The 23,954-nt window shown below is 67.1% G+C and carries 23 protein-coding genes; 13 read left to right on the top strand and 10 right to left on the bottom strand.

Annotated features, from left to right (window positions below):
• The first annotated feature begins 10 nt into the window (after positions 1–10).
• Positions 11–2,074, top strand: a complete 2,064-nt coding sequence (locus tag BM353_RS02250) for a catalase (protein ID WP_092076151.1) — start codon at positions 11–13, stop codon at positions 2,072–2,074.
• Between the two features lie 28 nt (positions 2,075–2,102).
• On the opposite strand, the gene BM353_RS02245 is transcribed toward BM353_RS02250, so the two are convergent.
• Positions 2,103–2,939, bottom strand: coding sequence for a Crp/Fnr family transcriptional regulator (locus tag BM353_RS02245; RefSeq protein ID WP_092076149.1), 837 nt, complete (start codon positions 2,937–2,939; stop codon positions 2,103–2,105).
• Entirely contained in the window at positions 2,936–3,511 is a 576-nt protein-coding gene (locus BM353_RS02240; protein ID WP_092076147.1) for a DUF421 domain-containing protein, read from the bottom strand. The genes BM353_RS02245 and BM353_RS02240 overlap by 4 nt, the downstream gene beginning before the upstream one ends.
• A 173-nt stretch (positions 3,512–3,684) precedes the next feature.
• Here BM353_RS02240 and BM353_RS02235 point away from each other — a divergent pair, with 173 nt between their 5' ends.
• Positions 3,685–3,879 (top strand): hypothetical protein, encoded by a 195-nt coding sequence (locus BM353_RS02235; RefSeq protein ID WP_092076145.1) that lies wholly within the window; start codon positions 3,685–3,687, stop codon positions 3,877–3,879.
• Between the two features lie 40 nt (positions 3,880–3,919).
• On the opposite strand, the gene BM353_RS02230 is transcribed toward BM353_RS02235, so the two are convergent.
• Positions 3,920–4,666, bottom strand: coding sequence for an alpha/beta hydrolase (locus BM353_RS02230; protein ID WP_092076143.1), 747 nt, complete (start codon positions 4,664–4,666; stop codon positions 3,920–3,922).
• A gap of 187 nt (positions 4,667–4,853) precedes the next feature.
• Here BM353_RS02230 and thrS point away from each other — a divergent pair, with 187 nt between their 5' ends.
• The 5 genes from thrS to BM353_RS17015 all read left to right on the top strand — a co-directional run bounded on the left by thrS (position 4,854) and on the right by BM353_RS17015 (position 9,569).
• Complete coding sequence (gene thrS / locus BM353_RS02225) at positions 4,854–6,800, top strand: threonine--tRNA ligase (RefSeq protein ID WP_092076142.1); 1,947 nt, start codon at positions 4,854–4,856, stop codon at positions 6,798–6,800.
• Between the two features lie 260 nt (positions 6,801–7,060).
• A complete protein-coding gene (locus BM353_RS02220) occupies positions 7,061–7,363 on the top strand; it encodes a BufA1 family periplasmic bufferin-type metallophore (protein WP_092076140.1) in 303 nt (100 codons plus the stop codon).
• 63 nt (positions 7,364–7,426) lie between these two features.
• Positions 7,427–8,284: an MNIO family bufferin maturase gene (bufB, locus tag BM353_RS02215; RefSeq protein WP_092076138.1), complete on the top strand. Its 858-nt coding sequence runs from the start codon at positions 7,427–7,429 to the stop codon at positions 8,282–8,284.
• Positions 8,281–9,030, top strand: a complete 750-nt coding sequence (locus BM353_RS02210) for an HvfC/BufC N-terminal domain-containing protein (protein WP_092076136.1) — start codon at positions 8,281–8,283, stop codon at positions 9,028–9,030. Before bufB ends, BM353_RS02210 begins: the two co-directional genes overlap by 4 nt.
• A complete protein-coding gene (locus tag BM353_RS17015) occupies positions 9,027–9,569 on the top strand; it encodes a DoxX family protein (RefSeq protein ID WP_092076134.1) in 543 nt (180 codons plus the stop codon). Before BM353_RS02210 ends, BM353_RS17015 begins: the two co-directional genes overlap by 4 nt.
• Positions 9,570–9,594: 25 nt before the next feature.
• Here BM353_RS17015 and betA read toward each other — a convergent pair whose 3' ends face one another.
• From betA to betI, 4 genes are read right to left on the bottom strand one after another with little or no spacing between them, the layout of a single operon-like run.
• Positions 9,595–11,256, bottom strand: a complete 1,662-nt coding sequence (betA, locus tag BM353_RS02200) for a choline dehydrogenase (protein ID WP_281248099.1) — start codon at positions 11,254–11,256, stop codon at positions 9,595–9,597.
• A complete protein-coding gene (gene betB / locus BM353_RS02195) occupies positions 11,253–12,713 on the bottom strand; it encodes a betaine-aldehyde dehydrogenase (protein ID WP_218155447.1) in 1,461 nt (486 codons plus the stop codon). Before betB ends, betA begins: the two co-directional genes overlap by 4 nt.
• Before the next feature lie 8 nt (positions 12,714–12,721).
• Positions 12,722–14,230, bottom strand: a complete 1,509-nt coding sequence (gene betC / locus BM353_RS02190) for a choline-sulfatase (protein ID WP_092076132.1) — start codon at positions 14,228–14,230, stop codon at positions 12,722–12,724.
• The gene (gene betI / locus BM353_RS02185) at positions 14,227–14,811 is read right to left on the bottom strand and encodes a choline-binding transcriptional repressor BetI (RefSeq protein WP_092076130.1); all 585 of its coding nucleotides are present in this window, start codon (positions 14,809–14,811) and stop codon (positions 14,227–14,229) included. The genes betC and betI overlap by 4 nt, the downstream gene beginning before the upstream one ends.
• 82 nt (positions 14,812–14,893) lie before the next feature.
• On the opposite strand from betI, the gene choX reads away from it, so the two are divergent.
• Positions 14,894–15,829, top strand: a complete 936-nt coding sequence (choX, locus tag BM353_RS02180; protein ID WP_092076128.1) for a choline ABC transporter substrate-binding protein — start codon at positions 14,894–14,896, stop codon at positions 15,827–15,829.
• Positions 15,830–15,861: 32 nt separating this feature from the next.
• Here choX and BM353_RS02175 read toward each other — a convergent pair whose 3' ends face one another.
• On the bottom strand, positions 15,862–16,509 hold the full coding sequence (locus BM353_RS02175) for a glutathione S-transferase family protein (protein ID WP_092076483.1): 648 nt from the start codon (positions 16,507–16,509) through the stop codon (positions 15,862–15,864).
• An 88-nt stretch (positions 16,510–16,597) separates the two neighbouring features.
• On the opposite strand from BM353_RS02175, the gene choW reads away from it, so the two are divergent.
• The 4 genes from choW (at position 16,598) to BM353_RS02155 (ending at position 21,077) form a co-directional block, all read left to right on the top strand.
• Positions 16,598–17,431 carry a choline ABC transporter permease subunit gene (gene choW, locus BM353_RS02170; protein ID WP_092076126.1) on the top strand — a complete coding sequence of 278 codons (834 nt, stop codon included), beginning with the start codon at positions 16,598–16,600 and terminating at the stop codon, positions 17,429–17,431.
• Positions 17,428–18,453, top strand: a complete 1,026-nt coding sequence (gene choV / locus BM353_RS02165; protein WP_092076124.1) for a choline ABC transporter ATP-binding protein — start codon at positions 17,428–17,430, stop codon at positions 18,451–18,453. Before choW ends, choV begins: the two co-directional genes overlap by 4 nt.
• Positions 18,454–18,567: 114 nt before the next feature.
• Complete coding sequence (locus tag BM353_RS02160; protein WP_143104076.1) at positions 18,568–20,217, top strand: SIR2 family NAD-dependent protein deacylase; 1,650 nt, start codon at positions 18,568–18,570, stop codon at positions 20,215–20,217.
• Positions 20,214–21,077, top strand: coding sequence for a macro domain-containing protein (locus BM353_RS02155; protein ID WP_092076120.1), 864 nt, complete (start codon positions 20,214–20,216; stop codon positions 21,075–21,077). The genes BM353_RS02160 and BM353_RS02155 overlap by 4 nt, the downstream gene beginning before the upstream one ends.
• 2 nt (positions 21,078–21,079) lie before the next feature.
• Here the strand turns inward: BM353_RS02155 and BM353_RS02150 are convergent, their stop codons facing one another.
• The gene (locus tag BM353_RS02150; protein WP_177220432.1) at positions 21,080–21,793 is read right to left on the bottom strand and encodes an MBL fold metallo-hydrolase; all 714 of its coding nucleotides are present in this window, start codon (positions 21,791–21,793) and stop codon (positions 21,080–21,082) included.
• 515 nt (positions 21,794–22,308) lie between these two features.
• On the opposite strand from BM353_RS02150, the gene BM353_RS02145 reads away from it, so the two are divergent.
• A complete protein-coding gene (locus tag BM353_RS02145) occupies positions 22,309–23,163 on the top strand; it encodes an SDR family oxidoreductase (RefSeq protein ID WP_092076116.1) in 855 nt (284 codons plus the stop codon).
• A gap of 53 nt (positions 23,164–23,216) precedes the next feature.
• Here the strand turns inward: BM353_RS02145 and BM353_RS02140 are convergent, their stop codons facing one another.
• A complete protein-coding gene (locus tag BM353_RS02140; RefSeq protein ID WP_092076114.1) occupies positions 23,217–23,954 on the bottom strand; it encodes a cytochrome c oxidase assembly protein in 738 nt (245 codons plus the stop codon).

The following is a 23,954-nucleotide window of genomic DNA, read 5'->3' as shown; positions in this document are numbered from 1 at the left end:
AGGTACGGATATGACAACCAACAGCAAGACCCCCACCACGACCGGCGAGGGAGGCGAGACCCACCAGCACGCGGGCGACGGCTTCGAGACCATGACCACCCAGGTGGGCACGCCGATTTCCGACGACCAGAACGCGCTCAAGATCTCGCCGCGCGGTGCGCATCTGATGGAAGACCAGATCTTCCGCGAGAAGCTTTTTCACTTCGATCACGAGCGCATCCCCGAGCGCGTGGTTCATGCCCGCGGCTACGGCGCCCACGGCACGTTCGAGCTGCACGAGGACCTGTCGGATCTCACCAGCGCCAAGGTTCTGACCGAGGTGGGCGAGAAGACCGAGGTCTTCGTGCGCTTTTCCACCGTTGCCGGCAACAAGGGCTCGCCGGATCTTGCGCGCGACGTGCGCGGCTTTGCCACCAAATTCTACACCAAGGAGGGCAACTGGGACCTCGTGGGCAACAACATCCCGGTGTTCTTCATCCAGGACGCGATGAAATTCCCCGACCTGATCCACGCGGCCAAGCAAGAGCCCGACCGCGCCTTCCCGCAGGCCCAGACCGCGCATGACAACTTCTGGGATTTCATCTCGCTGATGCCGGAATCGATCAACATGGCGCTCTGGATCATGTCCGACCGGACGATCCCGCGCTCTCTGCGCTTCATGGAGGGCTTCGGGGTCCATACCTTCCGGCTGGTGAATGCGGCCGGCAAATCGACTTTCGTGAAATTCCACTGGAAGCCGCGGCAAGGCATGCAATCGGTGCTCTGGGACGAGGCCGTCAAGATCAACGGCGCCGATCCCGATTTCCACCGCCGCGATCTGTGGGATGCGATCAAGGCGGGCGACTATCCGCAGTGGGACCTCGGCCTGCAGATCTTCGATGACGACTTCGCCGAGAGCTTCGAGTTCGACGTGCTTGACGCCACCAAGCTCATCCCCGAAGAGCAGGTCCCGGTGCGCAAGGTGGGCACGCTCACGCTCGACCGGATGCCCGACAACTTCTTCATGGACACCGAGCAGGTCGCCTTCCAGACCGGGAACATCGTCCCCGGGATTGACCACTCCAACGACCCGCTGCTGCAGGGGCGCAACTTCAGCTACCTCGACACCCAGCTCAAGCGCCTCGGCAGCCCCAACTTCAACCACATCCCCGTCAACGCGCCGAAATGCCCCTTCGCGCATCTCCAGCAGGACGGGCACATGGCGATGCACAACCCGCGCGGCCGGGTCAACTACGAGCCCAACAGCCACGGCGAGGGGCCGCGGGAGGACCACGCGCGCGGCTTCCGCTCCTATCCGGCCGAGGACGCCGGGCCAAAGGGCCGCGTGCGCTCCGAGACCTTTGCCGACCACTACAGCCAGGCGCGGCAGTTCTATCTTAGCCAGACCGAGGTCGAGCAGGCGCATATCGTCGACGCCTTCACCTTCGAGCTGTCCAAGGTCGAGCGGCTGGCGATCCGCCAGCGCATGGTCGGGCACCTGCGCCTCGTGGACGAAGGGTTGGCCGAGGCCGTGGCCGAGGGGCTGGGCTTTGAGGAGATGCCGCAGGCCGCCGAGCCCGCGCGCCCGGTGATCGAGACCGAGCCCTCGGCGGCGCTCAGCATCCTCAAGACCACGCCCGAGAGCTTTGCCGGCCGCAAGCTGGGCGTCCTGCTGACCGATGGGATCGACGCCGCCGCCTTCGAAGCTCTGAAGACGGCCGCGGAGGGCGCCGGCGCGATGGTCGAGATCGTCGCTCAAAAGGTCGGCGGCGTGCGCACGGCGGACGGCCAGAAGATCGAGGCCGACCAGAAGCTCGATGGCGCGCCGTCGGTGCTCTACGATGCCGTGGCGATCCTCGCCTCCGAAGAGGGCGCGAAGGCGCTCGCGGGGATGCACGGCGCCAGGACCTTCCTCGCCGATGCCCATGCGCATATGAAGTTCATCGCCCTGTCCGACGCCGCCAAAGCGCATGTCTGGCCTGCCGCCGTGGCGGATGCGCCGGACGCGGGCGTGATGGTGCTTGATGGCGGGGATGCGGCGGAGCGCTTCGTTGCGGCCTGCGGCAAGCTGCGCGTCTGGGATCGCGCGGCCTGAGCCCTGCCCCAAACCACACTCCGTCGCGCTAGAGGCGCGGCGGGGTCACCTCGGCGGGCAGGGACATGTAGGAGGGATCGAACCCGGCAAGACGCCGCAGCCCGGCCCTGTCATGCAGCAACGCCGCGCCGTCCTGAACGGTGCAGAGCTTCGCCTCGCGCAACTCGCGCAGCACCCGGCTCACATGCATCGTCGAAAGCCCCGAGACCTCGGCAAGATCGGCCTGGGTCAGCGGCAGCGGCACGCGCGCGCCGTGCACCTTGCCGCAAGCCTGCAAGCGCAGGTCCATCTCACAGATGAAATCCGCCATCGCCGGCAGCGCCCGCAGACCGCCGGCCCGATAGGTCCAGCGCCGCTGGATCGCCGCGTCGCGCATGGTCAGGCGCCAGAGCCGGCGCGCGTGGCCTGCGTCCTGCTCCATGATCCGGCTGAGCGCCTCATGGGGGAACAGCGCGATCTCGCATGGGCCTAGCCCCACGAGATCATGCGAAAGCTGCGTCAGCGGAAGGGCATCAAGATCCACGAAATCACCGGGCACATGGACCGCAACCATCAGCCGCGCGGCCCGATCCTGCCCGGGCGCCGCAATGTAGCGCGCGATCAAACCGTCAAGCAGGAGGGCGCAATGAGCCGGCTGATCGCCGACGCCCCAAAGCGTCCCGCGCGCCTCGATGCGGCGGATCTCGGCGCAGGCTTCGGCCAGTTGCCTCCAGAGCGCCCCGCCAAGCTCGCGCACCATGCCGCGGCGGTAAAATGCCTCCAGCCCCCGCGCCCGCGGCGCTTTCGCGCGCACCGGGTCCGCGGAAGCCCGCTGCAAAGGCGGCGCCTCTTCCATCGCGGCCGGGCTCAGATCGCGCGCGCTCATGTGCCGCCTCGATCGTCGGTCTCGCCGCCCTGATCCCGCGCCGAGCCCGCGACCGGGTGCAGCAGGTCCGCGTCTGCGGGGCCGGAAGCGCCACCCGCGGGGATCACGGAGAGCTGCCCCGAGGTCTCCAGAACAACCCAGCCCGCCGCATCGCCGCGCGCCAGCCCCGCTTGGCGCATCGCCGATTCCACCTCGTCATCGGTGATCCGTTCGCGCCGCAGCGCCGCGTCAAGCGGGCGGCCATCCGTCCACAGCAGGCGCGGGCGCGGCTTGACCCAGCGGGCGAAGCGCGGCGAACGCAGCGCGCCCCAGGTCGTGAGCCACTGCAACCCCGTCAGCGCGGCCACCGCGAGCATCGCATCGAGCATCGACACGTTCCGCAGCAGGATGCCAGACGCCATCAGCGAACCGATCCCGACGGTGATGATCCAGTCGAAATTGTTCATGTTGCCGGTCGTGCGCTTGCCGGAAAGGCGCGTGAGCAGGATGATATAGGCGTAAAACACCGCGCAAGAGGCGAGGATGTGAAGCAGGCGGTCGGGCTCCGAGACCCAGGTTTGTGCAGGTTCCATCAACCCTAACGCGCATCGCGCGCCCCCTGTTCCCTGCGCCGGTGCGGGGGTGGACGCCGAAAGCTCCCCGGCGCGCGGGCAAACGCCGCGCGGAACATCCGCGCCAGTTGCCGGTTCTATTGCGAAGCCCAGGGGCGGATGGCCCGGACCCTGCACCAAACAAAGGACATGGCATGATCAGATTTCTCTTGAGCGCCACGGTCGGCCTGCTGGCCTATCGGGCCTGGACCTCAAGCCGCCCGGCAAGCGTGCAACACGTTCGCGACGCTGGCCCCTCACAGATGCGCAACCCGCCCCGCCGCTGGGACATGGTCGATGAACAAATCGATGAATCCTTCCCCGCGAGCGACCCGCCCGCCAATTACTGATCGGGCTTGCACCCCCCGGTCCACCGGGCCGGGGGCCTTCTCAGAGCGGCGCGATCTCCTCGACCGCGCGAGTCACCAGATCCAGACAGGCCGGCGTCGAGAAGGAATGATCGACGTTTTTCACGAAGGTCAGGCGCATGTCATCGCAGCTTGCGTGGGACATGAGCCGAAGCGGGACCTCCCATGCGACCGCGGTGTCTTCGGTGCCCTGAAAGAGCCGGACCGGAAATGGTAACGCCATCGGGCTGCGCAGAACGAGATTTTGCCGGCCATCTTCGATCAACGCCTTGGTGACCACGTAGGGATCGCCATAGCCGGAGGGGAGGAGCACCTGCCCTTCAGCCTCCAGTTGCGCCTTTTGCGCGTCATCGAACCCGGCCCAGAACCCGTCTTCGGTAAAGTCCGGCGCCGCCGCGATGCCGACGAAGCCCGCGACCTCGGGTAGATTGCGGATGCACAGCAGCGCGATCCAGCCCCCCATGGACGAGCCGATCAGGAGCGGCGCCCGGCCCGCGCAAACGGCGATGATCACGGCCTGAGCATCCTGCGCCCATTGCCCGATCGTTCCGTCCTCGAACCGCCCCGAGGACTGGCCATGGCCGGAGTAGTCGAAGCGAAGAAACGCGCGCCCCCGCGCCCGGGCCCAGGCCTCCAAGTGCGTGGCCTTCGTGCCGGTCATGTCGGATTTGTACCCGCCGAGGAAGACCACCGGCGCCCCCGCGCCCTCGGTCCAGTGATACGCGATCTCGCGCCCCTGCGCTGTGCTCAACGTTGATGGCGCGGCCATGGTGCCCTCCCTTGCGGATTCGCGCGGAGCCTATCGCGCAGCGTGCGGGGAGTTGAAGCGCGAAATTCGTGCGGCGCGGGCCGGTCGCCACGGCGCTTGACACGCCCCGGCACTCGGGCAACAACGCATCCGAACACCATACCCGCAACCGGGCGTTCCGTGGGCGCCAAACCGACGAGGCAGCCAGATGGCCGATATTTTCCTCACCTTTCCCGATGGTTCTCAGCGCAACTTCGCGCAAGGCATTACCCCTGCCGAAGTCGCAGCCGGGATTTCGACCTCCCTCGCCAAGAAGGCGATCAGCGCGCAGGTGAATGGCGAGCACTGGGATCTTCAATGGCCCATCGAATCGGATTCTTCGATTGCAATCAATACGATGAAAGACGAAGCTCCAGCACTTGAGCTGGTCCGCCACGACCTCGCCCATATCATGGCGCGCGCGGTGCAGGAGCTTTGGCCGGATGTGAAGGTCACAATCGGCCCGGTGATCCAGCACGGCTGGTATTACGATTTCGACCGCGCCGAGCCGTTTACCCCCGAAGACCTTGGCCTCATCGAGAAAAAGATGAAGGATATCATCAACCTGCGGGACGAGGTTAAGACGGAAGTCTGGCCGCGGGAAAAGGCGATCGCGCATTACCGGGAGACCGGCGAGCCCTACAAGGTCGAGCTGATCGAGTCCATTCCCGGCGATGAGCCGATCCGGATGTACTGGCACGGCGCGTGGCAGGATCTTTGCCGCGGCCCGCATCTTCAGCACACCGGACAAGTCCCGGGGGACGCGTTCAAGCTGATGTCCGTGGCCGGCGCCTACTGGCGCGGCGACAGCTCGCGCGCAATGCTCCAGCGTATCTACGGCGTGGCTTTCCGCAACAAGGAAGACCTGCGCAAGCATCTGAATATGCTCGAAGAAGCGGCCAAGCGGGACCACCGGAAACTGGGCCGCGAGATGGAGCTCTTCCATATGCAAGAAGAAGCGCCGGGACAGGTTTTCTGGCATCCCAACGGCTGGAAGGTCTACACCACCTTGCAGGATTACATGCGCCGGATGCAGGAACGCGACGGCTATGTCGAGGTCAACACCCCGCAGCTCGTGAACCGAAAGCTCTGGGAAGAGTCCGGCCATTGGGACAAGTATCAGGAAAACATGTTCATCGTCGAAGTCGACGAGGACCATGCGCGCGAAAAGGCGATCAACGCGCTCAAGCCGATGAACTGCCCCTGCCACGTTCAGGTCTTCAACCAGGGCCTCAAGAGTTACCGCGATCTCCCTCTGCGGATGGCGGAATTCGGATCCTGCGCGCGCTACGAACCTTCGGGCGCGCTCCACGGGATCATGCGCGTGCGCGGCTTCACCCAGGACGACGGGCATATCTTCTGCGCCGAGGACCAGATCACACCCGAGACCGCGAAGTTCATCGCCTTTCTGGCGCGGATCTATGCCGACCTTGGCTTCCACGACTGGACCATCAAGCTCTCGACCCGGCCCGAGCAGCGGATTGGCTCTGACGAGACCTGGGACAGCATGGAAACGGCGCTTGGTGAAGCCTGCAACGCGGCGGGGTACGAGTTCGAGATTCTCGAAGGCGAAGGCGCATTTTACGGGCCGAAGCTCGAGTTCACCCTGACCGATGCCATCGGCCGGAACTGGCAGTGCGGCACGCTCCAGGTGGACGCCAACCTGCCCGAGCGGCTGGACGCGAGCTTCATCGGTGCGGACGGCGCGAAACACCGGCCCGTCATGCTGCACCGCGCCTGCCTTGGCTCCTTCGAACGCTTCATCGGGATCCTCATCGAAGAGCATGCCGGCAAGCTGCCCTTCTGGCTCGCGCCGAGGCAGGTCGTCGTGGCGACCATCGTCTCGGAGGCCGATGATTACGCGCGTGAGGTGGTCGAGACGCTCAAGGCCGCGGGCGTGCGGGCGGAGGCGGATCTTCGCAATGAGAAGATCAACTACAAGGTGCGCGAGCACAGCGTCGGCAAAGTGCCGGTGATCCTCGCCCTGGGGCACCGCGAGGTCGAAGAGCGAACCGTGACCCTGCGCCGGCTGGGGGAAAAGCAGACCCGCGTTCTGGAGCTTGACGCGGTCGCCGCGGAGCTTGCGGGCGAAGCGCTTCCGCCGGATTTGCGCTGAAAGCGTCGGATCGGATTGTTACAAAACGAGGCGCGCCGCTCCTGAGCGACGCCCTCTCGCGCGGTGGGGCGGCCGCGCCAACTCCGGTAAATCCGCCTGTTCTCCCTTGCAAATCAGCCCCTTCGCCAATCCTCACCAATTGTTACAGCCTCTGACCACGCCGTGTGGCACGGCCGTGTGATTGGTTCGTGACCGGCGCGGCGGGCTACCCCTTTCCCTGTCGAAAGACACCGAACGGAATTTCAGGGAAGGAAACACCGATGTCGAAATCGATCAAAACCGCCGCAGTTGTCGGCGCCGTGGCCGCCGCGCTCTCCGCTCAGGTCTCCACCGCGACCGCCCAGGCGCAGGAGAAATGCTACGGCGTTTCGCTCGCCGGGGAGAACGACTGCGCCGCTGGCCCGGGCACGACCTGCGCCGGGACCTCCACCGTCGACTATCAGGGCAACGCCTGGACGCTGGTCGAGGCGGGCACCTGCGCCGAGATCGAACTGCCCGAGATGGCCGATGGCGGCGCGCGCATGGGCTCGCTCGAAGCGCTCTCGCGCGACCTGCCGTCCTGATCAAGGCACCTCCGGGCGCGCGGCCGAAGGGGTGCGCGCCCGTCCCCCGGACCGGAGGCTCCCATGCTTGACGAGACCAAATCGCGCGGCGATCTGCCGGCTCGGCCCGGTGTGGGCTACAAACCCCAGCATTTCAGCGCGATCATCGAGGATCCCGGCTGCGTCGGCTGGCTCGAGATTCACGCCGAAAACTACATGGGCGATGGTGGGCGGCCGCTGGCGCAGTTGCGCGCGCTGCGCGAGCGTTTCGCGATCTCCGTCCATGGTGTTGGCCTGTCGATCGGCGGCGAAGGGGCGCTGGATCGGGATCATCTGGCCCGGCTGAAACATCTCTGCGACTGGCTGGAGCCGGAGAGCTTTTCGGAGCATCTCGCCTGGTCCACCCACGACAGCGCCTTTTACAACGATCTTCTCCCCCTGCCCTATACCGACGCAACGCTCGCGCGCGTCGCCGATCATGTCGATGAGGTGCAGGCCGTGCTCGGGCGGCGGATGCTGCTGGAGAACCCGTCGAGCTATCTCGCCTTTGCCGAGAGCAGCTGGTCGGAGACCGATTTCCTGCGCGAGGTGGCGCGGCGGACCGGATGCGGGCTGCTGCTGGACGTCAACAACGTCTTCGTCTCGGCCACCAATCTTGGCTATGATCCGCGCGCCTATGTCGATGCGCTGCCCCTGTCGCTCGTGGGCGAGATCCACCTCGGCGGGCATGACGAGGATGAGGACGAGCACGGCGCGCCGCTTCTCATCGACAGCCACGGGCGGGAGGTGGCTGACCCGGTCTGGGCGCTGCTGGACCACACCCTCGCGGCGAGCGGGCCGCGCCCCGTTCTGGTGGAATGGGACAATGACGTGCCGGACTGGCCGGTGCTTGAGGCGGAAGCCGCGCGCGGCGCGCGGGCCCTGGCGCAGGTGGGCGCATGACACGGCAGGCCGGGTTTCGCGCGGCGCTGCTGGATGCGCGCGCGCCGGTGCCGGCGGGGTTGCAGGATGGGCGCGGCCGGCCCACGGAGAAACGCTTTGCCGTCTATCGAAACAACGTTGCGGTTGGCTTGCGCGCGGCGCTTGAGACGGGGTTCCCGGTGGTGCGCAAGCTCCTCGGCGAGGCGCCGTTTCGCGATCTTGCGGGCCAGTTCCTGCGCGCCTCGCCGCCCGCCGATCCGCGGATGATGCACTACGGCACCGGGTTTCCCGCCTACCTCGAGGCGCATCCCGCGCTCGCGCGACTTGGGTATCTCGGCGATGTGGCCCGGCTCGATCTGGCGCTGCGCCGCTCCTATCACGCCGGGGATGCCGCGCCGGATGCCGGCGCGCTGGAGCGCATCGCCCCCGATGATCTGCCACGCGCGCGGCTTCGCTTTGCGCCCGGCGTGATCTGTCTGCTCTCGCGCTGGCCGCTCTTTGATCTGTGGCGCTTCAACATGGTCCCCGGGGCGGCGAAACCACGCGCCGTGGCGCAGGCTATCGTCGTCTTGCGGCCCGACTTCGACCCCGCGCCGCATCTTTTGCCCGCAGGCGGCGGCGAGGTGCTGGCGGCATTGCTCGGCGGCGCGACGCTCGGCGAGGCTTTGGCACGGGGGCCGGAGGGATTTGACCTCGCCGCGCTGCTCGGCCTGCTCATCTCGGGCCACGCGATCACCGGCGCCGGGCTTTCGGAGGACCCCTCATGACCCTGTTTCACCACTATGACCGACTGTCCGCGCGGCTCGACGCCGCGGCCCCGCTGCTCCCCCTGCTGTCGCGGGTCCTCTTCGCGGCGATCCTGCTACGCTATTTCTGGGCCTCGGCGATGACCAAGCTCGGCGACGGTCTGGGCGGCGTCATCACCCCCTCGCTCGGCGCCTACGCGCAGATCTTTCCGCGCCAGATGGAGGCCGTGGGCTATGACGTGAGCCAGCTCGGGCTGTACCACAAGCTGGTGGTCCTCGCCGGCACCTATGCGGAAGTCCTGTTGCCGCTGCTGATCGTCATCGGCCTGCTCACCCGGCTCGCCGCGCTCGGCATGATCGGCTTCATCGTGGTCCAGAGCCTGACGGACCTGTTCGGCCATGGCGGGCTCGCGCATGTGGAAACACTTGGCGCCTGGTTTGACCGGCTGCCCGATGGGGTCATCCTCGATCAGCGGGCCCTCTGGGTATTCCTGCTGCTGGTGCTGGCGGTCAAGGGCGCGGGCGCGCTCTCGGTGGATGCGCGGCTGGCGCGCCCCTGACCCTTGGCCAAAGACGAGCGCGGCGTCACGCCCCGCCCTCGCGCTGCGTGCCCCGCCAATCCGTGGGCTCCCACGGCTGCAGGTTCTCGGGCGGCAGCGGCGCCTTGCCCAGCACATGATCGGCGATCTTCTCGCCCACCATGATCGACGGCGCGTTGAGGTTCCCGTTGGTCACGCGCGGGAAGATCGAGCTGTCGGCCACGCGCAGCCCTTTGACCCCGATCACCCGGCCCGTCGGATCGACCACCGCGCCGGCATCATCCGCCCGGCCCATGCGGCAGGTCCCGCAGGGGTGATAGGCGCTCTCGGCGTGATCGCGGATGAAATCGTCAAGCGCATCATCGCTCTGGACCGCGTCGCCGGGCTGGATCTCGTGGCCGGCGTAGGGCGCGAAGGCCTCCTGCCGGAAGAGTTCCCGCGTGAGGCGAATTCCACGGCGAAACTCAACCCAATCGCGCTCTTGCGACATGTAGTTGAAATGGATGCGCGGGTCGGCCCCGGGATCGGCGCTCCTGAGCGTGACCGTCCCGCGGGAGGTGGAGCGCATCGGGCCGACATGGGCCTGAAACCCGTGCCCCTCGGCGGCGGCTTTGCCATCGTATCGCACGGCGATGGGCAGGAAGTGGAACTGGATATCGGGATAGTCGATCCCGGGCTCCGAGCGGATAAACCCGGCGGTCTCGAACTGGTTCGACGCCCCCGGCCCCGTCCGCGTGAACAGCCAGCGCGCCCCGACATAGGCTTTGCCGAGCAGGTTCCAGTAGGTGTAGAGGCTGACCGGCTGCTTGGAGGCGACCTGCAGGTAGACCTCAAGATGGTCCTGCAGGTTGGCCCCGACGCCGGGCCGGTCGGCGATCACGTCAATCCCATGCTCAGCGAGATGCGCGGCGGGGCCGATGCCCGAGAGCATCAGCAGCTTGGGCGAGTTGATCGAGGAGGCCGCGAGGATCACCTCGCGCCGCGCCGTCAGCACCTTGCCGCCCGCAAGCCGAACGCCCGTCGCCCGGCCGTCCACGATCTCGACCTTCTCCACCAGCCCGCGCACCAGCGCGCAGTTCTCGCGCTTCAAGGCGGGGCGGAGATAGGCATTGGCCGCCGACCAGCGCCGCCCCTTGTAGACGGTCATGTCCTTGGGGCCGAAGCCCTCCTGCCGGTGGCCATTGTAGTCGTCTGTGAGACCGTAGCCCGCCTGCCGCCCGGCCTCGGAAAAGGCCCGGGTGAGCGGGTTTTCCCGCGCGCCGCGCGTGACGTGCAGCGGGCCGGAGGTGCCGCGATACTCGGACGTGCCGCCGTGCCATGTCTCCATCCGTTTGAAATAGGGCAGCACATCGGCATAGCCCCAGCCTTGCGCGCCGCTCTCGGCCCAATGGTCGAAATCGCGCGCGTGCCCGCGCACGAAGACCATGCCGTTGATCGAGGACGACCCGCCGATCACCTTGCCGCGCGGACAGGCCAGGCGCCGCCCGCCCAGGTGCGCTTCGGGTTCGGTCTCGAAGCCCCAGTCGTAGATCCCCATGTTCATCGGATAGCTCAGCGCGCCGGGCATCTGGATGAAGGGGCCCGCGTCCGTGCCGCCGTGTTCCACGACGAGCACGGACGCTCCGCTCTCGGCCAGCCGATAGGCCATCGCGCAGCCAGCGCTGCCCGCCCCGACGACGACGAAATCGGCCTCGACGGGCGCGCTCAAAACGGGGCTTCCAGCGGGCTGAGGCGCAGGTAGACGGATTTGACCTGGCTGTAATGCTCGATCGCGGCCTTGGAGTTTTCCCGGCCCACGCCGGACATCTTGACCCCGCCGAAGGGGGCTTCGACCGGCGCGTCGTTGTAGCTGTTGATGAAGCAGGTGCCGGCCTCGAATCCGCGCACCACGCGATGCGCGCGCGCCAGATCCCGGGTGAAGACCCCGGCGGCGAGGCCGAACTCTGTGGCATTGGCCCGCGCCATGACCTCGTCTTCCCCGTCGAAATCGAGCACGCACATGACCGGCCCGAAAATCTCCTCGCGCGCGATGGTCATCTCGTCGGTGACGCCGGCGAAGACGGTGGGCGGCATCCAGTAGCCGTCGCGCTCGATCCGCGCGCCGCCGGTCACAAGCTCCGCGCCCTCCTCGATGCCGAGCCGGACATAGCGCTCAACGATGCCGATCTGGCCCTCGCTCACCATCGGGCCGAAATTCGTCGCCTCATCGAGCGGATCGCCCAGCACCGCGCCGGCCAGCCGTTCGGTGAGGCGTTTGAGAAAGGCATCGCGGATGCCGGTCTGAACGAAGACCCGCGTGCCGTTGGAGCAGACCTGCCCCGAGGAATAGAAGTTGCCCAGAATCGCGCCGCTGACCGCATCCTCCAGATCCGCGTCGTCAAAGACGATGATCGGGGATTTGCCGCCGAGTTCCATCGTGACGTGCTTCATCTCGCCCGCCGCCGCGGCATAAACCTTCTTGCCCGTGGGCACCGAGCCGGTGAGCGAGACCTTGGCGACGCGCGGATCGGTGACGAGCGCCGCCCCCACCTCGCCCATGCCCTGCACCACGTTGAAGAGCCCCGGGGGCGCCCCGGCTTCGGTCAGGATCTCGGCGATTTTCAGAGCGCAGAGCGGCGTCGTCTCGGAGGGTTTGAACACCATCGCATTGCCGCAGGCCAGCGCCGGCGCGGCCTTCCAGCAGGCGATCTGGGTCGGGTAGTTCCACGCGCCGATGCCCACGCAGACGCCCAGGGGCTCGCGCAGGGTATAGACCATGTCGCCGCCCGCGAGCGGGATCGTCTCACCGGTCAGGCTCGCGGCGAGCCCGCCGAAATATTCCAGCGCATCGGCCCCCGAAGTGGCATCGGCGACCAGCGTCTCCTGCAGCGGCTTGCCGGTGTCATAGGTCTCGAGGATCGAAAGCTCCCGGTTGCGCTCGCGGATGAGATCGGCCGCCCGGCGCAGCACGCGCCCCCGCTCCGTTCCGCTCATTGCGGCCCAAGTCTTTTGCGCCGCCGTGGCGGCCTCCAGCGCCCGATCCACAATCGCCGGCGTGGCCGCATGGACCCGGGCGATCACCTCGCCGGTCGCGCCATAGACCACGTCGATCGGCGCGCCGGATGTGTCTTCCACGTAAGCCCCGCCGATATAGTGGCTGGCGGTCGGTTGGGTGTTGATGCTCATGTCTCGTCCTACTCATCACGCGGGAAGCGCTTTTGCTCTTCCAGCACATTCAAATCCATATGGTTGCGCATGTAGCGCTCGGAGGCCCGTTGCAGCGGCTGATAATCCCACGGGTAATAGCCGCCCTGCCGCAGCGCCTCGTAGACGACCAGCCGCCGGGCCTGACTCTCGCGCACCTCGGCGTCATAGGCGGCAAGGTCCCAGCGATCCCCGGCCAGAGCGCGGAAGCTCTGGAGCACCTCGCCATGGGCAGGATCCTCCGCGAGATTGGTGAGCTCGTGCGGGTCGGCCTCAAGGTCGAAAAGCTGTTCGGGATCAAGCGCGCAGCGGGTGTACTTGAAGCGCCCCTGCCGCAGCGCGACCAGCGGCGCATGCGATCCTTCGGCCGCGTATTCCATCGCGACCGGCGACTGGCGCTCGACACCGCCGCCCAAGGGCACGAGGCTTTCCCCGGCGGTCCAGGGGCGCACCTCCTCCATCGAGACGCCGGCCAATTCGCACAGCGTCGGGCAGAGGTCGATCGTGCTCACCGGATCGGCGACGAGCCCGGGGCGCATCCCCGGCGCCGCGATCATCAGCGGCACCCGCGCTGAGCCCTCGAAGAAGGACATCTTGAACCAGAGCCCGCGCTCGCCGAGCATGTCGCCATGGTCCGACACGAAGACGATGATCGCCTCCTGACGGGTGGCCTCCAGCACATCGAGGATCGCGCCGATCTTGTCGTCGAGATAGGAGATATTGGCGAAATAGGCGCGGCGCGCGCGGCGGATGTCCTCTTGGCTGATGTCGAACTTGCGCCAGTCGTTGGCATCGAAGAGCCGCTGCGAATGCGGGTCCTGCTCGGCGTAGGGGATCGCGCCGACCTCCGGCTCCAGATGGGCGCAATCCTCGTAGAGATCCCAGTATTTCTTTCGCGCGACATAGGGGTCATGCGGGTGGGTGAAGCTGACCGTCAGGCACCAGGGGCGATCGTCCTGCCGCCGCGCGAGGTCATAGAGCTTGGCCTTCGCGTGGTATTCGACCTCGTCGTCATATTCCATCTGGTTGGAAATCTCGGCCACGCCCGCGCCGGTCACCGAGCCGAGATTGTGGTACCACCAGTCGATCCGCTCGCCGGGCTTGCGGTAATCGGGGGTCCAGCCGAAATCGGCGGGGTAGATATCCGTGGTCAGCCGCTCCTCGAAGCCGTGCAGTTGATCGGGGCCGACGAAATGCATCTTCCCGCTGAGCGCGGTGCGGTAGCCCGCGCGGCGCAGGTGGTGGGCGAAGGTGGGGATCGAGGAGGCGAATTCGGCGGCATTGTCATAGACGCCGGTGGCGCGCGGCAGCAGGCCCGACATGAAGCTTGCCCGGCCCGGCGCGCAGAGCGGCGAGGCGGTGTAGCTGTTGGCAAAGCGCGTGGATCTGGCCGCGAGCCGCGCAAGGTTGGGCGCGTGCAGCCACGGCGCGGGGCCGTCGGGAAAGAGCGTCCCGTTGAGCTGATCGACCATCAGGACGAGGATGTTGGGGGCGGTCATCGGAGGGGCTCGCGCAGTTCCGCCGCGAGGGCCTGAAGCACATGATGGGCCGAGGTCTCGGGGTCGGGCGCGCCGGCGCCCAGCGATTGGCGCAGGTAGATCCCGTCGATCAGCGCCGCCAGACGGCTCGCCACCGCGCCCGCCCGCGCCCCCACCAGCGCGCGCAGATCGTGGCTCAGGTTGGCGTGCAGCCGCCGCTGGTAGATGTGCAGAAGCCGCGAGGCCCGCGGCGCGCGCTGCGCCAGCACGTAAAACCCAAGCCAGGTGGAGATGACCTCGGGCCGGAAGTTCTGGCCGGCGAAACTCGCCACGATGACCGCCTCCAGCCGCGCCCTCGGCCCCTCCGCCCCGCGCAGGGCCGCGCGCACGTCCCGCGCGTAAACCGTCAGGATATGGCGCATCGCGGCCAGAAGGATGTCATCCTTGCCGCCGAAATAGTGATGCGCCAGCGCCGAGGAGACGCCCGCCCGCCGCGCGATCCGCGCGACCGTCACATCAAGGCTGCCCGCCGCGCCGATTTCTTCAATCGTCGCTTTTACAAGCGCCTCGCGGCGAATAGGCTCCATTCCAACCTTGGGCATCTACCGAACCGTTGCAGGGGGGTGTTGCCTTTCAGTAGAGTTTTTGTAATTGACTCGTCAATCAATAAACAGGGAGCACGACATGAACCTCAAGACCACCACCGCGCTGGCGACCGCCGCGCTGGCGCTTTTCTCCGCCACCCAGGCCGCCGCCAACTGCGAGAGCGTCAGCTTTTCCGACGTGGGCTGGACCGACATCACCGCGACAACCGCCGCGACGACCGTGCTGCTCGAAGCGCTCGGCTACGAGACGGACATCAAGGTCCTGTCGGTTCCGGTGACCTACACCTCGATGGCGGCGGGCGACATTGACGTCTTCTTGGGCAACTGGATGCCGACGATGGAGGCCGACATCGCCCCCTACCGCGAGGCGGGCACGGTCGAGACGGTGCGTGAGAACCTCGAGGGCGCGAAATACACGCTGGCCACCAATGCCGCCGGCGCCGCGCTCGGGATCACCACCTTCGACAGCATCGCCGCTCAGGCCGATGCGCTGGACGAGACGATCTACGGCATCGAGCCGGGCAACGACGGCAACCGGCTGATCATGGACATGATCGAGGCCAATGCGTTCGGGCTCGAAGGGTTTGACGTCAAGGAAAGCTCCGAGCAAGGGATGCTGGCGCAGGTCGAACGGCTGAGCCGCCGCGATGAGCCGATCGTCTTCCTCGGCTGGGAGCCCCACCCGATGAACGCCAATTTCGAGTTGACCTATCTTGAGGGCGGCGATGACTGGTTCGGCCCCGATCTGGGCGGCGCAACGGTCTACACCAACACCCGCGCGGGCTATGTCGCGGAATGCCCCAACGTGGGCGCGCTTCTGGGCAACCTGAAGTTCACGCTGGCGATGGAAAACGAGATCATGGGCGCGATCCTCAATGACGGGGAAGATCCCGCCGATGCGGCGAAAACCTGGATGAGCGCAAATCCCGAGATGGTCCTTGGCTGGCTCGACGGCGTCACCACCCAAGACGGCGGCGATGCCACCGCAGCCGTGAAGGGCGCGCTCGGCCTGTGAGGCCGCGCCCCCTCGCCCCCGGTGCGCGCGGATCAGCCGCGCGCGCCCTCCTGCATTTTGGCCATGGCGGCATCGTCCCGCTCATTGGCCCGGATCGCGGCCGGGCGGCTCATGATCCGCGCCGCGTAGTCCTTGAACCCGGGCCGCGCGTCGATCGTGCCGAATTGCAGGCCCCAGCCGATCTGCGAGCCGAGGTAGACATCGGCCGCGGAAAAGCGCGCGCCGAGAACGAACTCGCGCCCGTCGGCAAGGAGCCCCTCCAGCGTGTCGACCACCAGCGAGAAATCGCCCCAGCCCGCCCGACCCCGCGCCTGCGGATCGTCGGGCAGCTCGAAGCCGAAGGACTTGTTGATGACCGCCGCCTCCAGCGGCCCCGCCGCGAAGAAGAGCCAGCGATAATAGGCCCCGCGCTCGGGAGCATCCCGCTCCGGCGCGAGCCCCGCCTCGGGGAAGGCGTCCGCCAGATAGGCGCAGATCGCCGCGACCTCGGTCACGAGCGCCGCGCCATGCACGATGCAAGGCACCTTGCCCATGGGGTTGATCGCGCGATACTCGGCCGATTTCATCTCCGCCCCGTAGCCCAGCAGATGCTCGGCATAGGGCGCGCCCGTCTCCTCCAGCATCCAGCGGGCAATGCGGCCCCGCGACATGGGGTTGGTGTAAAATTGAACCTCTGTCATTCTGGCCTCCCGATCCCGCGCGCCGCCTCTGGCGCGCATGGAACCATAGGGCCCGCGGGCGCAAAAAAACAAGAACAGGGTGAGCCCCATGGTTGACTGGATCACAGAGCGCAAAATCCCCGTGGGGGACGCGGCCGAAACGATGTTCGACTGGCTGCAGGTCAACACGGCCGGGTTCTTCGATCTGCTCGCCGCAATCATGGAGGGGCTGATCGACGGCATCCTCTGGGTGCTCCAGTCGCCGCACCCGCTGCTCATGATCGCGATTTTCGCGGGCCTCGCCTATGCCCTGCAACGCACCTGGAAGATCGCCGCGCTCACCGCCGCAGGCTTCCTCTTCATCCTCAACCAGGGCTACTGGGAGGAGACCACCGAGAGCCTCACGCTCGTGCTCTCGGCCTGCGTGCTCTGCATGGGGCTCGGGGTGCCGATCGGCATCGCCGCCGCGCACCGCCCGCGCCTCTATGCCTGGATGGCGCCGGTGCTGGACCTGATGCAGACGCTCCCGACCTTCGTCTACCTCATCCCCGCGATCGTGTTCTTCGGCATCGGCATGGTGCCCGGCCTGATCGCCACGGTGATCTTCGTGCTGCCCGCGCCGATCCGCCTGACCCACCTTGGCGTGACATCCACGCCCAAGGCGCTGCTCGAAGCCGCCGAGGCCTTCGGCGCGACCCCGAGCCAGACGCTGTGGAAGGTCGAGCTGCCCTACGCCCTGCCCCAGATCATGACCGGCCTCAACCAGACGATCATGCTCTCGCTGTCGATGGTCGTGATCGCCGCGCTGGTCGGGGCCGACGGGCTCGGCGTGCCGGTGGTGCGCGCGCTCAACCAGGTCAACACCGCGCTCGGCTTCGAGAGCGGCTTCGTGATCGTCGTCCTCGCCATTCTCCTTGACCGTATCCTGAGGGTCCGCCGATGAGCACCGCCGTCGCTTTCCGCAATGTCTCCATCGTTTTCGGCGATGCCCCTGAGACCGCCCTGCCCTTGATGGATGCGGGCCAATCGCGCGCTGAAATTCAGGAGGCCACGGGCCAGGTGCTCGGGGTCCACGACTGCTCTTTGGAGGTGGCCGAGGGGGAGATCCTCGTGCTCATGGGCCTGTCGGGCTCGGGCAAATCCACGCTGCTGCGCGCCGTCAATGGGCTCAACCCGGTGGTGCGCGGCCATGTGGAGGTCAGCGACGGCGACCGGATGATCGACGCCACCCGGTGCGACGCCAAGACGCTGCGCGACCTGCGCCAGAAGAACATCGCGATGGTGTTCCAGGCGTTCGGCCTGCTGCCTTGGCGCAACGTTCTGGACAATATCGCGCTCGGGCTGGAGCTCGCCGGCGTGCCGAAGGCGGAACGGGCGCAACGGGCCGAGGCGCAACTGGAGCTGGTCGGGCTCGACGGCTGGGGCCACTGCCGCTACGACGAGCTCTCGGGCGGGATGCAGCAACGCGTCGGCCTCGCCCGCGCCTTCGCCACCGAAGCGCCGATCCTGCTGATGGACGAGCCCTTCAGCGCGCTTGACCCGCTGATCCGCGCCCGGCTGCAGGACGAGCTTCTCGACCTGCAATCCAAGCTCAAACGCACGATCATCTTCGTCTCCCACGATCTCGACGAGGCGTTCAAGATCGGCAACCGCATCGCCATCATGGAAGGCGGGCGGATCGTCCAGTGCGGCACCCCGCGCGACATCTACTCCGCCCCGGCCTCCGCTTACGTGGCCGATTTCGTGGCCAACATGAACCCGCTCATGGTCCTCACCGCGCGCGACGCGATGGTCTCCGATGGCCCGGCGCCCGCCCGCACAGTCCCGGCCGAAACCCCGATCCGCGAGGTGATGGACATGCTGACCGACGACGCGGCGGCGCTCGGTGTCGAAGAGGCCGGGCAAATCCTCGGGGCGGTCACCCGCCACAGCCTGCTTGAACGCCTCGCCGCCCGCGCCGACTGAGATCCGGCCCCGCGCCCCGCTCACTTTTACGGAAATTGGTCTTGCCCCGACGCCGCGCTTGGCGGCACACTCCTGCGTCAGGTGAGCGCAGTTTAAGATCGTGGAGCGACCAATTTGCCCGGGACCCAAGCCCTGCCCAGACCATCCACGGAGCTGCGCGAGGCGTACCGAGACGGGGCGCTGATGCCGTGGGTCGGCGCCGGGCTGTCGAGCGCGATCCTCGCGGCCGGCGGCGAGCGGCTCCCCGGCTACAGCGAGATCATCCAGCATCTTTGCGATCAGGCGCTCGCGGGGGGCTGGATCGCGCGGGACAAAGCCGAACAGGTCGGGGCCGCGCTTGCGGCGCGCGATTTCGGCAGTGCCGCCCGCACCCTGCGGCCCGAAATCCCGCATGACGCCTTCGGGCGGATGATGTGGGACAAGCTCGCAACCGCGCGCCCGAACCAGTCGCAGCATCATCTGATGCTCAACCTCATGCAATTCCCCGTCTTTCTGACGACCAACTACGACTGGGTGCTCGATGACATCCTGCGCCCGCGCCCCCGGATCCTGACCTATCGCGATCATGAGACGCTGCTCGGCCTGATGGGCGAGACGTTCCAGGCCCCGGGCGAGTCCCCCTTCGTGTTCAAGCTCAACGGCGATCTGTCCGCGCCGCGCTCGATCGTTCTGGGGCAAGCGGACAGGCTGGGGCTTCACGATCCCGCCGCCGCGCTCGGACAGGGGCTCCGCAAGGCGATCACTGCCGTGATGCAGAGCCGGTCCCTGCTCTTTCTGGGCTACTCTTTCGATGCGCCGGGCTACCGCGATCTGCTTGTCGAGATCGGCCGGCAGCTCGGGCCGCGCAACCGGCCCCATTTCGCGATCATCCCGCGTCACGAACTGGACCGGATCCCGACGCGGGCCGCGCTTGAGCAGGAGGCGAACGTCACCTTCTTTCCCTTCGACGTCGAGGACGCGCCAAAAGATGGCGACACCTATCGCGGCCTCTGGCAATTCCTCAGCCAGATCCCCGACCACGCCCCGGGCGATGTCACCGCGCCCGCGCCGGGCCGCGTTGTCCGGACCTTCTACCCGGTGCGCCAGCGATCCGATTATCTCGCGATGCAGCGGGCATTCGAGGCCGATGCGACGAGCTTTCGATTCCTGACGTCGAAGCTCACCAATGCCCTCGCGTCGCGGGAGTTTCTCGACACCAAGGTCCCGCAGACGTTGAAGGTCTTCGATGGCATCGCCGGGCTGGACGATTGGGAGACGTGGAAGACCGCGGTGGTGGACCGGATGCAGGCCCGCGCCGATACGCTGCGCACCCGTCTGGAGGCGGGCGCCGAAATCCGGGTTCTGTCCTTTGAAGAGGATACGCTGGACGACATCGCCACGGCCGACCGCATCACGCTTGAGCGGTACCGGATGATCCTCGATCAATGCGATGTGCATCACCATGATCTGGAAATCCGCTTCATTCGACGCAGCCAGACCTTTCGCAGCCTGATGAGTTTTGCCTCGCTCGTCCGGCCCGCGTCCGGCGCGCTTGACGGCACCGACCTCGCCGTGGCCTATGCCGCGCAGGCCACGCCGCCGGAATTCCTGTGCCATGTGTTCGAGATGAACACCGAATTCGCCCGCGACATGCTGATCATGTTCGAACGCGAATGGGCCCGGGCGGCGCCACTTGAGACAAGCCTCGCCACGCTCCGGGGCGCCCTGCTCCGCGCCGAGCGAGCGCTGCGCAACGACACGCCCCCGAAGGGAGAGCCCTCATGATCCGCAACTTCCTCTCGCACCAGCGGTTTTTCTGGTCGCGCTTCATGCTGGTGCTCGGAGCAATCTCGGTGTTCCTGTCGATCCTCGGCGCGACGCCGCTGTTGCAACAATCGCAGGCCCGGCATGATCCGGCCTATTACGCGCTCATTCTGCTGATCACTTTCGTCGTGGCGGGTTTCCAGCTCCATCGCGCGATCAGCGGGGTGCAATTTCGGGTGCGCGAAGCCGATCTGGATCTCGCGATCATGTTCGGCGATGTGCTCGACCGGCCCGGCTCCGTCCTCGTCCCGGTCAGCACCCGGTTTCGCCACACGCTCAGCGACAACGGCGGAAAGGTCTCGAAGTCGAGTGTGCATGGCCAGCTGATCTCGCGCTGCGGCGGCGAGGTGGCCTTCGCCAAGGCCGTCTCGCAGGCCCTCGACGGCACCGCGCCTGCGGGGGACGGGACCCTCAAGGACGAGACACTCGATTTCCCGGTCGGCACCGTCGCGGTCCTGCCGCGTGCGACATTCCAGCCCGGCGCGAGCGGCTCCTATTTCCTCTTCGCCGTGACCGAAGAGCGCGGCGACACGAGCGGCGTTTCCTCCGACCTGCCGACCCTCGTTGTCGCGATGTCGGCGGCGCTGGAGCAGATCAAGGACCACAAGGACGCCACACAGCTCGCCCTGCCCTTCGTCGGCACCGGCTATGGGCGCATCAAGCTGGAGCCTGACAACCTGCTCGATGTGCAGGTCGCCACGGTGACGGAGTTCTTTCGCCGCGCAAGAGGGCACCACAATGTGAGCTTCGTCCTCCACCCACGGCAGCGCGGCACTCTGCGGCTCTACAACATCGAGCGCGAATGGAGCGCGGGGCTCTGAGCCTAGAGGGAAATCTCGTCTCCTTCCGACAAAAGCACGGCATTCTGCGCCCCGAACCGATAGGCGCTCTGCCCGTAATGCGCGATGTGAAACGCCCGGTCGGGATGCGCGCGGGCATAGGCGTCGATGTCCTCCAGGGTAGCGTGATCGCCGCCGGGCGCGTCGCGGCCATGAAGGATAACCTGCGGCGCGGCGGCGAGCCGATCGTAGAGCGCGCCGTCAAACCGGCTGTCGGCGGACCAGCCCAGGATCGGCCGCCCCTCATGGGACAGCAGGGCCCCGTAGCAGGCATAGGCATGGCGCGTGCGCAGCAGGGTGAACTGCAATCCCTCCCAAGTGATCGTGTCGCTTGCATCGCTGAGCTGCCAGTCGATGTCCCGCGCCGGGTCGATGCCGACGCTGGGCAATTCATGAAGCCGATGCACGCGGAGGATCTCCGCGATTGCGGGATGGCACAGGAGGGTCGCCCGGCGCGGCGCTCTGGTCGCGAGGAACAGCGGCAAATCCCCGGTGTGGTCGCTGTGGTTGTGCGAGATATAGGCCGCATCGGGCAGAGCGCCTCCCAGATGTCGCCGCGCCGAGAGGCCGATACCCGCCCCGCAATCGAGAAGCAGGAGCGGCGCCCCGCCGCGTTTGAGCACATAGCCGGTACTCGGCGCGCCGGTGAGGAAATTGCTCGCTCCCCGGCCAACGCCGAGGCATTGGATCGAAAACAAAATTCTGCCCTCGCATCAGCTTCGCGCCCTTTATGACACTGAGATGACCGGCTGCGCAATGCGGTCCGGGCGGGTTTGACTGAACCTCTCAAGATATTGATACATATGCATTTTTATTTTTTCTTAAGACATAGGCTTTGACGGTTGCCCGCCGGGCGGGGCAGATTGCAAGGGCGAGTAGCGAACTGTCCTCCTGCTGCTGAGCTGTGACCGTCACCTTACAGCGAAGCGCAGCGAGGACATGGGAGCAAACCTGCCATGCGCGGCACCGCCGCGGCATGGCTTTTCGGAAAGGGGCGGCCCGGACGCTGAAAACGGCGCCGCCTCTTTTCTGAACCTGATACGCGCGGGAGGCCATGGCGGCGTTCCGCGCGTATTTTTTTGCGCCTTGGCTCGATCGGCGCCCCGGCGGGCTGGTCATTGCTCGCGCCTGCTGCGCTCAGGAACATCCCGTCGGCCGAGACGTTTCCTTCACAGGCAATCCGAAACCCTGGCAACCACGAAGGAGCGACACGATGAATTATCCCAAGCCCCCCTTTCCCGAACAGCCGCAGGACCTGCCCGGCGATACCGCGAAGATGGATCCGCGGCCCGATCATGGTGAAGAGAGCTACGAGGGCTCCGGCCGCCTCGATGGCATGGCCGCGCTGATCACCGGGGCCGACAGCGGCATCGGACGCGCCGTGGCCCTGGCCTATGCCCGCGAGGGCGCCGATGTGGCCATTTCCTATCTCAGCGAAGACCGAGAGGCCGAGGTCACGCGCGTGCTGGTCGAAGACGCCGGCCGCCGCGCGCTGGTCCTGCCCGGCGATATTCAGGACGCCGCGCATTGCCGCGATCTGGTGAAGCAGACGCATGAGCGTTTCGGCCGGCTCGACATCCTCGTCAACAACGCCGCGCACCAGATGCAGTTCGACGATCTCGAAGAGATCAGCGATGAGGAGTGGGAGACCACCTTCCGCACCAACATCCACGCGATGTTTTACCTCTCCAAGGCCGCAGCCCCGCTGATGGAGCGCCCGGGCGCGATCATCAACACCGCCTCGATCAACTCGGACAGCCCCAGCCCGGGCCTTCTGGCCTATGCGGCGACGAAAGGGGCGATCCAGAACTTCACGGCGGGGCTCGCGCAGCTGCTGGCGCCGCGGGATATCCGGGTGAATTGCGTGGCGCCCGGGCCGGTCTGGACCCCGCTCATCCCGGCCACCTTGACGCCCGAAAAGGTTGCGCACTTCGGCGAGAGCCGTCCCATCGGGCGCCCGGCGCAGCCAGCGGAGCTGGCGACGGCCTATGTCATGCTGGCCGATCCGCGCTCGAGCTACACGTCTGGCGCGACGGTGGCGGTCACGGGCGGGCAGCCGATGATCTAGACGTTGTGGTGCACGGGCGGAAAACGGCGGGCATTTGGCCGGCCGTTTTTCGTTCAGCGCGGCGTCATGGGCGGCCGCGAGAGGGCGTGCGGCCCGAGCATGCGCAGCACCAGCCCGGCCACGAGCACCGCGAAAATGAGCCCGCCGGCGACCCACATGAAGGCCCCGGCGAGCGCCTGATCGGCCATGGCGGTGATGCCGAAAGGGGCCGTCGTCAGCGCGTGCCACGGGTGCCAGAGCCCGTCCGAGACGATCAGCAGGACCGAGAGCAGTGTCATTTGCGACGCCGTTGCGGCAAGCGCGAGGACGGATCCGAACGGCGCGGTCTGCACCCGCGTCCGGAGCCCGGCCCAGAGGAGCGTGGCGGCGCCAAGCAGGCTGAGGTGCATCGCCCAATAGGCGAGGTCCGATTGCAGGGTCAGCGCGTAGGGGCCGGGCACGTGCCAGAGCCAGAAGAGCGCGGCGAAGAGGGTCGCCGCGGCGATCGGCGCCGGGGCCCTGCTCCGCAGAAGCGGCGCGAGGAGCGGCGCGGCGACGAGGGTCAGCAGCAGGTGTTGCGCCACCCGCGCCGAGAACAGCGCCATCGAGGCGGCGCAGATCGGCGAGACGAAGAGCAGCGCCACCAGCGCCCAACCCAGCACAGGGTGCCGCCGCGCCGCGCCGCGCGTGCTCAGCAGCACCCCTGCGAGGGCAACGGCGAGACCGGCGAGCAGCACCGGGTCAAACGTCCAGCGGCCGAGCAGCTCGGCCGGGCCCGGCGGCACGCCGCAGAAGGGAACGTAAGGGTTCAT

Source organism: Poseidonocella sedimentorum, from assembly GCF_900116005.1.
Taxonomy (GTDB): Bacteria; Pseudomonadota; Alphaproteobacteria; order Rhodobacterales; family Rhodobacteraceae; genus Poseidonocella; species Poseidonocella sedimentorum.
Note: the sequence above shows the minus strand (reverse complement) of the source record. Positions and strands in the feature narration are given on the sequence as shown.

Bases quoted from the DNA above. Each gene is read 5' to 3' on its own strand.
- BM353_RS02250 (WP_092076151.1), top strand. From the start codon at position 11: ATGACAACCAACAGCAAGACCCCCACCACGACCGGCGAGGGAGGCGAG.
- BM353_RS02245 (WP_092076149.1), bottom strand. From the start codon at position 2,939: ATGAGCGCGCGCGATCTGAGCCCGGCCGCGATGGAAGAGGCGCCGCCT.
- BM353_RS02240 (WP_092076147.1), bottom strand. From the start codon at position 3,511: ATGGAACCTGCACAAACCTGGGTCTCGGAGCCCGACCGCCTGCTTCAC.
- BM353_RS02235 (WP_092076145.1), top strand. From the start codon at position 3,685: ATGATCAGATTTCTCTTGAGCGCCACGGTCGGCCTGCTGGCCTATCGG.
- BM353_RS02230 (WP_092076143.1), bottom strand. From the start codon at position 4,666: ATGGCCGCGCCATCAACGTTGAGCACAGCGCAGGGGCGCGAGATCGCG.
- thrS (WP_092076142.1), top strand. From the start codon at position 4,854: ATGGCCGATATTTTCCTCACCTTTCCCGATGGTTCTCAGCGCAACTTC.
- BM353_RS02220 (WP_092076140.1), top strand. From the start codon at position 7,061: ATGTCGAAATCGATCAAAACCGCCGCAGTTGTCGGCGCCGTGGCCGCC.
- bufB (WP_092076138.1), top strand. From the start codon at position 7,427: ATGCTTGACGAGACCAAATCGCGCGGCGATCTGCCGGCTCGGCCCGGT.
- BM353_RS02210 (WP_092076136.1), top strand. From the start codon at position 8,281: ATGACACGGCAGGCCGGGTTTCGCGCGGCGCTGCTGGATGCGCGCGCG.
- BM353_RS17015 (WP_092076134.1), top strand. From the start codon at position 9,027: ATGACCCTGTTTCACCACTATGACCGACTGTCCGCGCGGCTCGACGCC.
- betB (WP_218155447.1), bottom strand. From the start codon at position 12,713: ATGAGCATCAACACCCAACCGACCGCCAGCCACTATATCGGCGGGGCT.
- betC (WP_092076132.1), bottom strand. From the start codon at position 14,230: ATGACCGCCCCCAACATCCTCGTCCTGATGGTCGATCAGCTCAACGGG.
- betI (WP_092076130.1), bottom strand. From the start codon at position 14,811: ATGCCCAAGGTTGGAATGGAGCCTATTCGCCGCGAGGCGCTTGTAAAA.
- choX (WP_092076128.1), top strand. From the start codon at position 14,894: ATGAACCTCAAGACCACCACCGCGCTGGCGACCGCCGCGCTGGCGCTT.
- BM353_RS02175 (WP_092076483.1), bottom strand. From the start codon at position 16,509: ATGACAGAGGTTCAATTTTACACCAACCCCATGTCGCGGGGCCGCATT.
- choW (WP_092076126.1), top strand. From the start codon at position 16,598: ATGGTTGACTGGATCACAGAGCGCAAAATCCCCGTGGGGGACGCGGCC.
- choV (WP_092076124.1), top strand. From the start codon at position 17,428: ATGAGCACCGCCGTCGCTTTCCGCAATGTCTCCATCGTTTTCGGCGAT.
- BM353_RS02155 (WP_092076120.1), top strand. From the start codon at position 20,214: ATGATCCGCAACTTCCTCTCGCACCAGCGGTTTTTCTGGTCGCGCTTC.
- BM353_RS02145 (WP_092076116.1), top strand. From the start codon at position 22,309: ATGAATTATCCCAAGCCCCCCTTTCCCGAACAGCCGCAGGACCTGCCC.
- BM353_RS02140 (WP_092076114.1), bottom strand. From the start codon at position 23,954: ATGAACCCTTACGTTCCCTTCTGCGGCGTGCCGCCGGGCCCGGCCGAG.